Origin of the sequence: Paenarthrobacter sp. CC6, from assembly GCF_040560085.1 — a bacterium.
Taxonomy (GTDB): domain Bacteria; phylum Actinomycetota; class Actinomycetes; order Actinomycetales; family Micrococcaceae; genus Arthrobacter; species Arthrobacter nicotinovorans.
Genome location: NZ_JARDAN010000024.1, coordinates 38,124 through 51,142, shown reverse-complemented (window position 1 = coordinate 51,142; position 13,019 = coordinate 38,124). Strand labels below are relative to the sequence as shown.

Here is a 13,019-nt window from a genome sequence, read left to right as displayed (position 1 = left end):
GACAACACCTTCCAAGGCGCCACCTCCACCATCGCCTTCGCCTTCACCGGCACCCAACGCACCGAAACCACCAAATAAACCACCCCAAACCCCGGGAACCGGCCCGTCTTGCCCTTCAGGCCGGTTCCCGGCCATTACTGTGCCGGTCAAATCCAGGCTTTCGCTGAGTCTTGAGTAGACCTTGAGGGTCCGAAGGATCTTTTCCTGAGGATCCCTTGGGAGAGTTGGATCAAGGCCAATCCACACCATCAGAAACGGAAGTGACGACGAGCATGCGGATCAAGTTCATCCTCTGGCGCGGACCGGCCATCTTCCTGGCCGTCCTGCTGATGCTGATGGGCTTTTCGTTGTCTCCGGCCCATGCACAGTTCCACGACACCGAAAGCGCCGGCATGGCCGTGGCGGCAGCGCGGATCCCGGCACCGGCGGCCAATACCGTCTCCGTAACCAAGAGCTGTGATTCCTTCTTGTGGTTCGGCCAGGCCAAGATCAGTGTAGGAAGCTACACCGCCGTAACCTATGCGAACTACTACGAGCTCAAAGTCATCGATCCCGACGGCGTCGTCCAGTTCACTGGAGATCTGAGCAAGTCGTCCGGCCGTTCCTACAGTTCGGGAATCCAGAGCGTGGGAAACCTCAGCGGAACGTGGACTTACCAGATCCGCGGTTATTACAAGGTGCCCAACTCCACCAACAGCTGGGCAGGCCAGCCGCTGACCGGCACGCTGAACTGCCCCTGAGCCGCGGAATCCGCGACGCCACGAAGAGCTTCTAGATGGGGTTGCCGAACTCACGGATGGTTATCCCCGTGAAGTTGGCAGGGCCACCATCGGCATAGAGGGAAATCCCGGTGTCCCCGTCCGCGAAGTGAACTTGCTGCGAAACAACGGTGTGTCCGGAATTCACAAAGACCTCCACGCTTTGTTTATCGACAAAGATGCGCAGGTGGACGGAGCGGGCGTTGGCATCAATGGGTGCGGCAGCACGGGTGTACGGTGCCAGCGAATAGCCGGCCAGCTCGGAGGGACTCCTGTCCACGTACAACTCATCGCCGTACTTTCCGATGTTCGTGTGCCGCGTTCCATCGGCCGAACGGCCCACTGACACCCCGACGTTGGCTGCTGCGTCCCAGGAGATACTGAGCTCCAGTTCATAGGCACGGCCGGTCCATGGCAGGACGGCGCTGCCATTGACGACGCGGTCCGCGAGGGCGGTGGTGGCGCTGACGTAGCCCTGCAAGGCAGCGACCGGGGAACTCAGCAGGCTGTACCAGCCTCCTGACTGCCTTTCCAGCCTCAGCTCCCGGACAATCGAGTTTTGCCCGTTGTACCCATCGGATGCGTCGGTGGGGACGTCCCGGGCGGCGTATTTCCAGTTGTTCATCCATGCAACGGCAAGACGCTTGGTCTCCGGCGCTTCCACGGCCGGCCAAGTCACCCCGGCGTACCAATCCCAGCCCCAGTCCAACCACTGCGGCGTCAGGTCATCGGCAATGAAGGCCGAGCCGTTCCAGCTGCCAGTCCAGTACGCATAGGTCATGGGCAAGCCCACGCTGTAGGCATCCATGCTCGCGGCGAAGATCCAATGCCGGGTGCCATCGCCTGCAGTCATTTCAAACAGGTCCGGGCACTCGATCCCGCCGAGGGCGTGGTTCGGGTAGTCGAAGTTGGAGGTCCATTGCCAATCACGCAGGTTCGCGGAGGTGTAGAAGGCCGCATAGCGGGCCCGGCCGATGACGCACACCCATTCGCTGCGTGTCGCATCCCAATGGATCTTGGGATCGCGGAACCACTCAGCGTTGTCGATCTCGGCGGGTGTGGTGGCAGCCCGGCCGTCAGTGTTCACGATCACCGGATCCGGCAGGGCCGTGAAGTTGTAGCCGCCGTCGGTGGACCAGTACAGGTACTGCTCCTGGTACTTGCGGATGCCGTCGGTCGGCTTGGTAGCCAGCACGACGACGGCTCCCGCGCCAAAGCCTGCGGTGTTGGCCGTGTCCACCACTCCCGACCCGGACCAGACGGGGAAGTTCGGCTGGAGCGGCAGGACTACGCCGTGGTGGCTGAAGGACACCGCGTCAGTTGTGGTGGCGTGATCCCAACCGCCTTGGCCGTTGTTGATGCTGGAGTGCAGGTAGTACAGCTGGTAGCCGCCGTTCGTGTACACCGGCCTCTGCGGATCACACAACCATCCGGACGGCGGTGTCATGTGATAGACCGCCCGCTGCGAGGCAGCAGCCTGGGCGGAGCCGGACACGGCACCACCCATCAGCAGGGCCAAAGCGCCGGCTCCGGTGCCTTGGAGAAGGGTTCGTCGTGGAAATTGGGGCGTCATGAAGCGGTTTCCTCTCAAACATTCTTTGGTTGAGAACGCGGTGGGTGTGCGGATACGGCTGCGCATCCGGGCACGCCAAAGTGCGCCATCAAAGGAACTGGATTACTTCGTCCGGTGGGCGTGACCAAAGGTGTCTGCTCGGCGTCGAGGGACACAGGTGTGCCTCCGGTAGCAAGGACGTTAGTGGCTGGGGGTTTCGGTGGTCAAGCGTTTTAGCGAAGAATATTTTTGAGCAAATTAACTTTGCTAAAACGCTTGATCAATGTGTGTGACCTGCGCTACCTTCAGTGTGATCAAACGCTTTAGCAGAATGGACATCAGCGCAGATGAAACGCTCAGTCTTCTTCCAACCCGCCGACGGCTGGGTCGGCGACCTCATCCCTTTCGAGAAAGACGGGGAGTTTTGGCTCTACTACCTCCATGAAGTCCGGTCACAGCCCAAACCGGGCACTTCATGGAACCTCATCACCACCAAGGACCTCACCCAGTTCGAGGACCACGGCGTTGCCCTCCCGCACGGAACCGAAGCGGAACTGGACTTCAACGCCTACACGGGCAGCGTCGTCGTCGATGACGCCGGAGTCCACCACCTGTTCTACACCGGCCAGAACCCCCGCAACCTGGGCCCCGACGGCGCACCGCTCCAACTGGTCATGCACGCCACCAGTACCGACGGCATGCAGAGCTGGACCAAGCACCCGGAGCTCACCTTCGGAGCTCCCGACGGGTACGAATCCGGGGACTGGCGGGATCCCTTCGTTTTTCGGGATGAAGCCAAAGGCCAGTGGCGGATGCTGCTCGCGGCTCGGCATTCAGAAGGACCCGAGCGGCGTCGCGGTGTCATCGCCCAGTGCGTATCCACGGACCTGATGACCTGGGAGCACACCGAGCCTTTCTGGGATCCCCGCCGCTACATCACTCACGAATGCCCGGACGTTTTCCAGTGGGGCGACTGGTGGTACATGGTCTACTCAGAATTCTCGGAATCGTTCACCACGCGGTACCGGATGGCCAAGAGCCCTGACGGCCCATGGACCGTACCGAACCTGGACAGCATCGATGGCCGGGCCTTCTATGCGTCCAAAACAGCCGAACGCGACGGACGCCGCTTCTTCTTCGGATGGATCGCCAGCAAGGAAGGCAACAAGGACCACGGCCCTTGGGAATGGGCCGGCACCATGTCCGTCCTGGAGGCCCGACAGAATCCGGATGGCACCCTCGGGTTCTCCTTCGCGGATGAACTGGTGGAGAGCTTTTGGGAAGACGTGCACGTATCGCTGGCGGACGAGCTGCCGGCAGCTTTGGACGTGCCGGACAGCTACGCAGCCCTGGTATCCCGGGAGGAGCTCCCCTCGCAGTTCTACGCCAAGGCCGTGCTGGACATAGGGCCCGACACCACCGAATGCGGCCTGCTCCTGCGGGCAAGCCACGACGGCGACCAGTCCTACATCCTGCGCCTGGAACCCAAGCGCGGCCGCCTGGTCGTTGACCGATGGCCCCGCGCCATCACCGGCGACGCCCAGTGGCACGTTTCCGGGGACGTCCCCTTCGATATCGAACTGGAACGCCCCTGCGACCTCACCCCGGGCGAGCACAGCCTTGAGGTGATTGTCGACGGCGACACTTGCGTCGCCGTCGTCGACCGCCAAGTTGCGCTCAGCGCCCGGATCTACGACCTGACGGCGGGACGGATCGGCGTTTTCGCCGGTGAAGGTTCCGTCAGCGTCACCGAACTCGAAATCCGTCAACGCACCGAAAACTAATACCCCCCACCCCAACCTCTGTTCCAATCAAGGGAGATTGCCGCAATGAAAAAACTACTCCGCGTTGCCGCCGTCGCAGCCGCAGCCGCACTGGCATTGACAGCCTGCGGCGGCGGAGGAAGCACCGCCGACCCTGCCAACGTCAGCCCCACCGGCGAGATCAAACCCCGCGAAATCTCGTGGCTGCTCTCCAGGCCCGCCGACGGCGCAGTCATCAACATCATGAAGAAGCTCGCCGATGACTACGCCAAGGACCACCCCGGCTTCGCGCTGAACCTCATCACCACACCGGACCGGCCGTCCTACATCCAGAAGCTTGAGACCCTGGCTGCAGCGAACAAGCTTCCTGAACTTTTTGACACCGACGCCACCCCGTTCGCCCAGCAACTGGCGAAGCAAGGCAAGATGGTGGACGCCGACAAGCTGTTGAAATCCTTGAACCTCTACGACGACTACCGTCCGGGCGCCTTGGACTACCAGCGTTTCGACGACGGTTCGCTCTACATGATTCCGTTCCAATTCGAGCTGGAATTCATGTGGTACAACAAAGCCCTCCTGGAGAAGGCCGGCGTTTCCATCCCCAAGTCCCTCGATGACATCCCGGCCATGTGCACGGCTTTGAGGAAGGCCGGGATCACCCCGATCGCCATTGACGGGCAGGACCAGTGGCCGCTGGAACGCTACGTTGCCTACCAGCCCTTCCGCGAAGCCGGTCCTGACTTCGTGCAGAAACTGAAGAAGGGCGAGTCCTCATTCTCCGACGCCCCGGGCCAGAAGACAGTCAAGTGGATGGCTGATCTCGGCAAGGCCAATTGCTTCCAGGACGGGTTCTCTTCGCAGGGATACTCGGACGCGCAGAACCAGTTCACGTCCGGCCAGGCGGCCATGTACAACATCGGAACGTGGGAGCTGCCTAGCCTTGCCACGGACAAGCTCAACCCGGCAGTCCGGGACAACATAGATTTCTTCACCCTTCCCACCACTGAGGGGTCCGTGACCGCGGCCAACGAGTTCGTCTCACCGTCCGGCATCGGCATGGCCGTGAACTCGAAGACCTACGATCCGTTGGTCAGCGACTTCCTGAAGTTCGCCCTGGAGAAGTACCCGTCCGAGTACGCGGCCACCGGCGCACTGTCCCCCACCACCAATGTTCAGACGGCAATCCCGGCCAACGCCACCCCGCTCTACAAGAAAGCGCTGGAGACGGCCAACGATCTTGGTGACAAGCAGGCCATGCCGTGGGATACGCAGTTGGACCCAACCACCAACGGCAGGCTCCAGCAAGAGCTGGTCCTGCTGGTCCAAGGCAACATCACGCCCGAACAGTTCACCAGCACGATGAACGACGCCATCAAGCAGAACGCGCCCAAGTTCTTCAAGTAAACGTAGCAGCGGGGGGTCGCAAGGCCCCCCGCCCGAAAGGCCCCGCCATGCTTCCCAACCGGTCAAGGACGTCCGTCCTGGTCTTCCTGCTCCCTCCACTGCTGCTGTACTGCGCAGCCGTGCTGTTCCCCATCCTGCAATCCCTGTTTCTCAGCTTCTTTTCCTGGAACGGCATCAGCGACATGGAGTTCGTCGGGCTCCAGAACTACGTCCGGATGCTCACCGCCGATGATGTTTTCTGGCGCTCCTTCTTCAACGCGCTCCTCTACCTGGCCATCTGCCTGGTCCTGCAACTTGGCGGCGCCCTGGTTGTCGCAAGCCTGTTGACCTCGCTGCGCCGGGGCCGGGAGCTCATCAAGACCCTGTACCTGCTGCCCGCGGTCATCTCCACTGTGGCGATCGCCTTCCTGTTCGTGCGCATCTACTCAATCGATCCCGTCGGCCTGCTCAACCAGCTCCTGCACTGGGTGGGACTCGGTTCCTTTGAACGCGCCTGGCTCTCCGATGTGAATACCGTGCTTGCCGCAGTTTCGGCCCCGGAGGGATGGCGATTCACCGGGCTCTACATGCTCATCATCTACGCCGCACTGATCGCCGTTCCCAAGGAACTTGAAGAGGCCGCCGTCCTGGATGGCGCCTCCAAATGGACGCTCTTCACCAAGATCCGTTTTCCGTACATCCGCCCTGTCTGGATCACTACCACCATCATGGCCACCACCTACGGCCTGCGCGGCTTCGACATCCCCTATCTCATGACCAACGGCGGCCCCGGACAATCCTCCGAGCTGCTCACCACCTACATGTACAAGACAGCGTTCACCAGTACGGACTTTGGTTACGCAAGCACCATCTCCGTCTTCATCGTGATCGAGTGCCTCGTCGCCGTCGGCCTCATCCTTTTCATGCTCAAGCGGAAGGCAGACTCATGATCGCCCAGACAGCCCCGGCCACCAAGTCACCGGCAGCTCCGCCGTCCGCGCCGGCACCCAAACGGCGTCGCCGCAAGCCGAGCCTGTACCGGACGCTTTCGCGGGTCCTGATCATGCTGATCGTGATCGTCCAGGTGTATCCGTTGGCCTGGCTGTTCCTGACAAGCCTCCGCACGGAACAGGACTTCGCCACCGGAGACCCGTTCGCCCTGCCGAGCGCACTGACCTGGGACAACTACGCCCGGGCTTTTGAGACGGGTGACCTCGGCCGGAACATCCTCAACAGTTTCATAGTGACCATGGGCGCCAACTTTCTCATCGTCCTGTTCGGCATGATGGCCGCGTACGCCATCCAGGTCCTTGGCTTCCGATTGAGCCGGTTCGTGCGGGGGTTGTTCCTGGTGGGCATCATCGTTCCCGTCCAGATCGCCCTGGTCCCCCTGTTCATCGACTACTCCACCGTGAATCTGCTGGACACCTACCAGTCGATGATCATTCCCCTGGCCGGCTTTGCGCTGCCCATGTCCATCTACCTGTTCTCGTCCTTCTTTGAGTACATTCCCCGGGAAACCTATGAAGCGGCTTCCCTGGACGGCGCCGGGCCGTACCGGATCTTCGGCCTGATTACCCTGCCGTTGTCGCTGAACACCGTGGTGACCGTGGTCCTGGTAAACAGCATCTTCATTTGGAACGACTTCATTTTCGCCAACACCTTTGTCCTCTCCGAGGACCTCAAGACCATTCCCCTCGGTCTGCAGAACTACATCGGCGCCATGGGCAAGGTGGACTGGACAGCAACGTTTGCTGCTGTCTGCGTGACCATCACACCGCTGCTGCTGGTCTTCCTGGTGTTGAACAAGGCCATGATCCAGGGCCTGGAGAGCGGGGCGAGCAAGGGATGACCACCACAGCGGATGGATATACTCCTGATGGAGGACAGATGATTTCGCAGGAGAAAAATTCAGGCAGCGCGGCCGATGTTCCAATCACCACCGACCGCGCCCATCCGGTAACCCTCCGCGAAGTTGCTGAAGCAGCCGGTGTTTCAACGGCAACTGTCTCGTTGGTCATCAACAAGAAGAAGAACGCCCGCATCGCTGACGACACACGGCAGCGCGTTCTGGAAGCCATCCAGCTCCTGGGCTACCGGCCCAATGCGATGGCGAAGAATCTGGTCAGCGGAACTTCCAAGTTCATCGGACTCGTAGCGGACGGCGTGGCAACCACCCCGTTCGCGGGGCAGATCATCCACGGCGCGCAGGACGAAGCCTGGAAGCACGGTTACGCCCTGCTAATCGCCAACACCGAAGGAAACGTGGACCTGGAAAAGGACGCGATCGCCATGATGCTGGAGTACAAGGTCCGCGGCATCCTGTACTCAACCTGGTTCCACCGGGCCACGGAAGTTCCGGAAACCCTTCGTGAGTCCGACTTCGTGCTGGTCAACTGTTTTTCGCCGGATTCGCCGGCATCCCGCGCCGTAGTGCCCGATGAAGCCCAGGGCGGGAAATCGGCCACGGAAATCCTGCTGCGCGGGGGGCATCGTCGTATCGCCTTCATCAACACCACCACTCCCGCTCCGGCCAAGGACGGCCGGCTCGAGGGCTACCGGGAGGCGTTGGAAGCGGAGGGAATTGCTTTCGATCCGGAACTGGTGATGGAGGCGTACCCGGACCAGGAAGGTGGCTACGGCGCGACGGAGGAGCTGCTCAAGCTCAACGTTTCCGCCGTCTACTGCTACAACGACCGCATGGCCATGGGCCTCTACGATGGCCTGCGGGAACACGGGCTCGCCATTCCTGAGGACATGGCCGTTGTGGGCTTCGATAACCAAGAGGTCATTGCCGCGCACCTCCGCCCGCCGTTGTCCACCGTTTCCCTGCCGCACTACGAACTCGGGGCGGCCGGCGTCCGCATGTTGCTCGGCCTGGATCAGGCCGCTGGCGACGGCCCCGTGAAAATCGCGTGCCCCGCCGTTGAACGGGCTTCCGTGGCGGTGCACACAGCAGCTTGATATGGGAGGTGGTTCCCCGGTTTGGCAGGGACGCCTTCACGTGTCTAGGCTGGAAATCATAAGCTTACTTAGCTTTCGTGTTCCACGCCTAAGAAACCGGAGGACCACCATGACTGACCAGTACACCTTCCGCAACCCGGTCACCGCCTACGAGCAGATCTCCCCGCCGAAGCAGCACCAGCCCGAGCCCGGCCTCGACGCCGAACTCACGCCCAAGGCGGATCTCGGCGAGGAAAGCTACCGCGGCACCGGACGGCTTGAGGGGCGCAAGGCGATCATCACCGGCGCCGACTCAGGGATCGGCGCAGCCACCGCCATCGCCTTCGCACGTGAGGGGGCCGACGTCGCACTGTCCTACTTGCCCGAAGAAGAAGAGGACGCCGCGCGGATTGCGGCACTTGTCGAGGCAGCAGGCCGTAAGGCCGTGAAAGTCCCCGGCGACCTCAAGGACCCGGCGACCTGCCAGGAACTGGTGGGCACCGCCGTCGCGGTTTTGGGCGGCGTGGACATCCTGGTCAACAACGCCGGAAAGCAGGTTGCCCAGGAAAACCTGGCCGACATCACGGACGAGCAATTCGACCACACACAGAAAACCAATGTGTATGCAATGTTCTGGCTGACAAAAGCGGCGCTCCCGCACCTGCCGGCGGGCTCGACGATCATCAACACCACGTCCATCCAGGCATACAACCCGTCGCCCACCCTGGTGGACTACGCCACGACCAAGGCGAGCATCAACAACTTCACCAAGGGACTCGCGCAACAGCTCGCACCGAAGGGCATCCGCGTCAACGCTGTTGCACCCGGACCCATCTGGACTCCCCTGCAGGTCAGCAGCGGTCAACCCAAGGAAGAGCTCCCCGAGTTCGGCCAGTCCACTCCCCTGGGCCGCGCCGGGCAGCCGGCCGAACTGGCTCCGGCTTATGTCTTCCTGGCGTCGGCGGAATCCAGCTACGTAGTGGGCGAGACCCTCAACGTCAACGGGGGCAGCCCCACGCCATAGGCGCCACTTGGCACCATCACGACGGCGACGCCTCCACACGCTGGGGCGTCGCCGTCGTCGTCCCAGCCGCGCAGCCCTCGCGTCAGGGCCGGACAGCACTTCTGGGAGATGCGTCCGGCCCTGCGCCGCGGATCCGATGGGCAGCACCGGCCGACGAGGGGGGTCATGGGCCGTTGCTTGGATCCGCTGGATTCAGTCAAGTCGCTCCCACCCGCGGGGACACGAGTAATATGTACTCGTTTTTTGCTCCCGTTGGAGCCTCCCGCTACTTGGACTCTCTTCGGGACTATTGGGAGAGCAGCCGTTCTCGAACAGCTTCACGGTTTACCTTGAGCTCCTCGAACAGGGCGGACACGGGGTCATGCTCCTCCCGATCCAACAGGGAGAGTAAAAGGCTCGATGCGGTGATCTTCCGGGATTTTTGATCCACAGCAGATTTCACCATGCTCGCCATGACCTCCTTGGCTCCGGAGCTGAAAGGCGGCTTCCTTCCGCGGGTTGGCATGGGTGCCCGTACAAGTCCCTTGCTTTTGAAGCCGATGGCGTCCAGCGCAGCGGCGTCAAGCCTGGCCGCCGCCTTCCGCGCATCGTCCAGGGAGACGCCCAGGACATCAGCGGGGCCGCGTTCGTGGAGTGCCCCCAGGAGCAGGTGCTCAGTTCCCATTCGCTTGTCGCCCAGACTGCGTGCTTCTTCCATGGCAAACCCGACGATCCGGCGGGTGTCATGGGTAAATTGCTCAAACATTGCTCAACTCATTCCCTGTACTTGGTCATTCTCCGTAACTGGTCATTCCCTGTATTTGGCATGCACCGATTGCCGGGAAACACCCAAAGCGTCACCTATCTGCTCCCACGTCCAGCCTTGCTCGCGTGCCGCCCGGACATGGACGGCTTCCACTTGCTCGGCCAGGCGGTGAAGGGCACCCACGGCCCGCAATCCGACGGCGGGGTTGGTGGAGTGGATCTGCTCGGAGAGTTCATCAGCTTCCATGCTGTCAGGCTAGACTGACACGAGTCATTGTGTCAATGCAGACTGACAAGGAGCTTCTTCGCGGCATCCCGACCTACACGGCTAGACTCGTCGTGAAGGACGGATTGGGGGATCCACAACGACGCGCGCAATCGGTCGTTCCGCTGGTCGGTCGAAACCAGCGAGCAAAGGACCCCATGGCCTTCTTCCAGGATTTCCCCATTCCAACCCAGCCCAAACGTGGGCGCCAAGGCCGCTTCGTTCCCCCGCCATGGTCCGGGACACCCCGCTACGAGCTCCCCGCGCTGGTCCACATCGGTCAGTTCCTGTACTTCAGCCCCACCAGGGTGATCGCCGTCAAGGGCGTTGAAGTGTTCTCCACCGGATGCAATTTCGATCTGACCTGGATCATCCGCCGGGCCGACGAGACAGACGAGGAATGGGAAGCCCTCAATGGCGTGTTCTTCCAGCACGGGTTCCGCCCGAAGCCCGAACAAAATCTGCTGGACGTGCTTCTGCTGTTCGGCGTAGAACTCCCTGACGGTTCCCGCGCTTTCACCGGAGCCCACGGAGGTGGCCGGTACATGGACCCGTCACAGCAGCCCACAGCTCCCGTCCTCTCCTTCAACGGCGGTGGAGGCAGCGGCGGTGACGACGAACTTGCCGGCTCGGGATCACTCTGGCTGTGGCCTCTTCCCAAGGAAGGCGACCTTCGGCTGGTCACGCAATGGCCCGCGCTCGGCATCGAGGAAAGCTCTCTAATTCTCGACGGCGGACAGCTCAAGGCTGCTGCTGCAGGTGCCAAGGAGTTCTGGCCGGGCGAGTACACGCCATAAAAACGCTTGAAGGCTACGCAGGCAAGGATTTGCAGTGAGTAGCTGCCACTACCGTGTGCCTCCGGAGAATCCAGTTGACCAATATAGCGGCCACGATTGTGATCGCCGCCAGAGACCACGGACGTTCGAGCCGGAACAGGGCAGCGATTCCGATCATTGCGCCCATGTTGCCGCAGTCCGTCACTGCCCGTCCGACTCGCTAGGCTGGCCGTATGCCTTCGCCGTGGACTTTCCTGATCGCCCTGCACGCCATCGCTGCGGGCTACGCCCTGATCTTCGGCGCCGTAAACCTGCTCAAGCGCAACAAAGGCACCGCAGCACACAAGATCCTGGGCCGCGTCTGGGCGGCGACCATGTACGTCGTTGTCCTCACCTCATTCGGGATCCGGACCATCGACGGCGGGTTCAACTGGCTTCACGCACTTTCTGTGCTGACTTTCTGCACCTTGACCCTGGGCTTGTGGTCCGTCCGTAAGGGCAACATCCGCGCTCACCAACGATTTATGACCGGCAGTTACTTCGGACTCATTGGCGCGTTCATCGGCGTCGTTGCTGTACCGGACCGACGTCTCCCCCAAATGGCCGTTCACGACCTCGTAGGCTTGACCCTCTGGGTAGCAGCGATGGCTCTCACCGCCGGGCTGACTGTCGCCGGCCTGACGCAGCTTCGTCAGAAGACGACGCCAGGGGCCAGCGTCCGGCAGTAGCGCCGAACAGCGTCCCGAGACTTTCAATAATATGAAGGTGCGCCCGCTGAAAGACGTGTAACACCGCCGCCCAGCCACGGCCACACCGCACAACAGCCGATCCACCAGACCAACCAACGAGAAACGAATATGGACCTTCTTGACGCCCCCACAGTAGTGATCCCTGCCGTCCTCCTAGTGCACATCACCGGCGTGATGATCGTAGTGGCATCGGCTGCCGGCCTGGCGATTTCCCTGTTCACCGTAGTGATGGCCGTGCACCTCACCCGAACAACATGGGGACTGACGCAAAACCTGCGGGACCAGGAGCCGTTCCGCAGCAGCTGGAGTAAGGTTCTTGGCACTTTGAAGGCAGGGGTTGTCGCGGCACGCCCTCTGATCGTGGCGACACGGCAGAAGATCAGCCAGCTGAGATCGTACAAACCCCAGTAGCCCGGCTGACGTCCATGCAGCGCTTCTTCTTCTCGTCGGGCCCGCTCCATCGTGTGCGTTGCGTAGGCTGGGGCGAATAGGCGACGTGACTCGGCTTAGGGAGACGACCCCTCAGGAGTCCCACAAGATCTGCATGATCGATCGGCCGGAGCAGATTGAATCCCTCGCCCTACGAGACGGCGTGTCCCGTTTCGTGTCATGCCTGGAGTGGGCCTGCTGTAGTCCTTGAATAAGGCATCGTGGCGGGCAGCGACGTGCCAGCACACTCCTACATGTTGAACATCAGACGCCATTTGACCGGCACACCGTTGACGGTGCTGATGACGGTGCAGTACTGGACGATGGTGCCGCGCTGGGCGTAGTATTCAGCGGCCTGGTTGCATGTTGAAAGTGACTCATAGGTGTACACCCTCAACGTGGCCGCCTGGGCAGGAATCGCACCGCCGACGAGTGTGGAACCTGCGATGCCCAATCCGAGCAATGCTGCGGCAATTCTGCGTTTCATGGTTACTCCCCCAAATAGTCCTGTATGGATAGAGCGAAACTATCAGCGGGGGTTTCTGGCGTATATGGGCAGGGGTGCCCATGTCCGCCAGATGTAGGCGCCATGCCCTCTCCGCAAGAGTTTCTCAGGGAGCCGAAGTGGCGGCT

Annotated in this window: 14 protein-coding genes; 10 read left to right on the top strand and 4 right to left on the bottom strand. The window is 61.7% G+C overall.

The window, feature by feature from the left end:
- Nucleotides 1–260 precede the first annotated feature (260 nt).
- Complete coding sequence (locus tag PV760_RS19295; RefSeq protein WP_144027695.1) at nt 261–740, top strand: hypothetical protein; 480 nt, start codon at nt 261–263, stop codon at nt 738–740.
- Nucleotides 741–771: 31 nt separating this feature from the next.
- Here PV760_RS19295 and PV760_RS19290 read toward each other — a convergent pair whose 3' ends face one another.
- Nucleotides 772–2,331, bottom strand: coding sequence for a glycoside hydrolase family 32 protein (locus PV760_RS19290; RefSeq protein WP_354628471.1), 1,560 nt, complete (start codon nt 2,329–2,331; stop codon nt 772–774).
- 326 nt (nt 2,332–2,657) lie between these two features.
- Between PV760_RS19290 and PV760_RS19285 the strand changes: the two genes are divergently transcribed.
- The 6 genes from PV760_RS19285 to PV760_RS19260 all read left to right on the top strand — a co-directional run bounded on the left by PV760_RS19285 (nt 2,658) and on the right by PV760_RS19260 (nt 9,423).
- On the top strand, nt 2,658–4,094 hold the full coding sequence (locus tag PV760_RS19285) for a glycoside hydrolase family protein (RefSeq protein WP_354628470.1): 1,437 nt from the start codon (nt 2,658–2,660) through the stop codon (nt 4,092–4,094).
- A 45-nt stretch (nt 4,095–4,139) separates the two neighbouring features.
- Nucleotides 4,140–5,477, top strand: a complete 1,338-nt coding sequence (locus PV760_RS19280) for an ABC transporter substrate-binding protein (protein ID WP_018779915.1) — start codon at nt 4,140–4,142, stop codon at nt 5,475–5,477.
- Nucleotides 5,478–5,524: 47 nt separating this feature from the next.
- Nucleotides 5,525–6,406: a carbohydrate ABC transporter permease gene (locus PV760_RS19275; RefSeq protein ID WP_018779914.1), complete on the top strand. Its 882-nt coding sequence runs from the start codon at nt 5,525–5,527 to the stop codon at nt 6,404–6,406.
- Nucleotides 6,403–7,308, top strand: a complete 906-nt coding sequence (locus PV760_RS19270; RefSeq protein WP_354628469.1) for a carbohydrate ABC transporter permease — start codon at nt 6,403–6,405, stop codon at nt 7,306–7,308. The genes PV760_RS19275 and PV760_RS19270 overlap by 4 nt, the downstream gene beginning before the upstream one ends.
- A 38-nt stretch (nt 7,309–7,346) precedes the next feature.
- Entirely contained in the window at nt 7,347–8,420 is a 1,074-nt protein-coding gene (locus tag PV760_RS19265; RefSeq protein ID WP_179128463.1) for a LacI family DNA-binding transcriptional regulator, read from the top strand.
- 109 nt (nt 8,421–8,529) lie between these two features.
- On the top strand, nt 8,530–9,423 hold the full coding sequence (locus PV760_RS19260) for a glucose 1-dehydrogenase (RefSeq protein ID WP_354628468.1): 894 nt from the start codon (nt 8,530–8,532) through the stop codon (nt 9,421–9,423).
- A gap of 286 nt (nt 9,424–9,709) precedes the next feature.
- On the opposite strand, the gene PV760_RS19255 is transcribed toward PV760_RS19260, so the two are convergent.
- A complete protein-coding gene (locus PV760_RS19255) occupies nt 9,710–10,168 on the bottom strand; it encodes a Clp protease N-terminal domain-containing protein (protein ID WP_354628467.1) in 459 nt (152 codons plus the stop codon).
- A 42-nt stretch (nt 10,169–10,210) separates the two neighbouring features.
- On the bottom strand, nt 10,211–10,414 hold the full coding sequence (locus tag PV760_RS19250; RefSeq protein ID WP_039239890.1) for a helix-turn-helix domain-containing protein: 204 nt from the start codon (nt 10,412–10,414) through the stop codon (nt 10,211–10,213).
- Between the two features lie 35 nt (nt 10,415–10,449).
- Here PV760_RS19250 and PV760_RS19245 point away from each other — a divergent pair, with 35 nt between their 5' ends.
- From PV760_RS19245 to PV760_RS19235, 3 genes are all read left to right on the top strand, one after another.
- Nucleotides 10,450–11,229 carry a hypothetical protein gene (locus PV760_RS19245; RefSeq protein ID WP_354628472.1) on the top strand — a complete coding sequence of 260 codons (780 nt, stop codon included), beginning with the start codon at nt 10,450–10,452 and terminating at the stop codon, nt 11,227–11,229.
- Nucleotides 11,230–11,441: 212 nt separating this feature from the next.
- On the top strand, nt 11,442–11,936 hold the full coding sequence (locus tag PV760_RS19240) for a DUF2306 domain-containing protein (protein ID WP_354628466.1): 495 nt from the start codon (nt 11,442–11,444) through the stop codon (nt 11,934–11,936).
- Nucleotides 11,937–12,065: 129 nt separating this feature from the next.
- Complete coding sequence (locus tag PV760_RS19235; protein ID WP_079582576.1) at nt 12,066–12,368, top strand: hypothetical protein; 303 nt, start codon at nt 12,066–12,068, stop codon at nt 12,366–12,368.
- Between the two features lie 268 nt (nt 12,369–12,636).
- Here the strand turns inward: PV760_RS19235 and PV760_RS19230 are convergent, their stop codons facing one another.
- Entirely contained in the window at nt 12,637–12,873 is a 237-nt protein-coding gene (locus PV760_RS19230) for a hypothetical protein (RefSeq protein ID WP_018779905.1), read from the bottom strand.
- Nucleotides 12,874–13,019 lie beyond the last annotated feature (146 nt).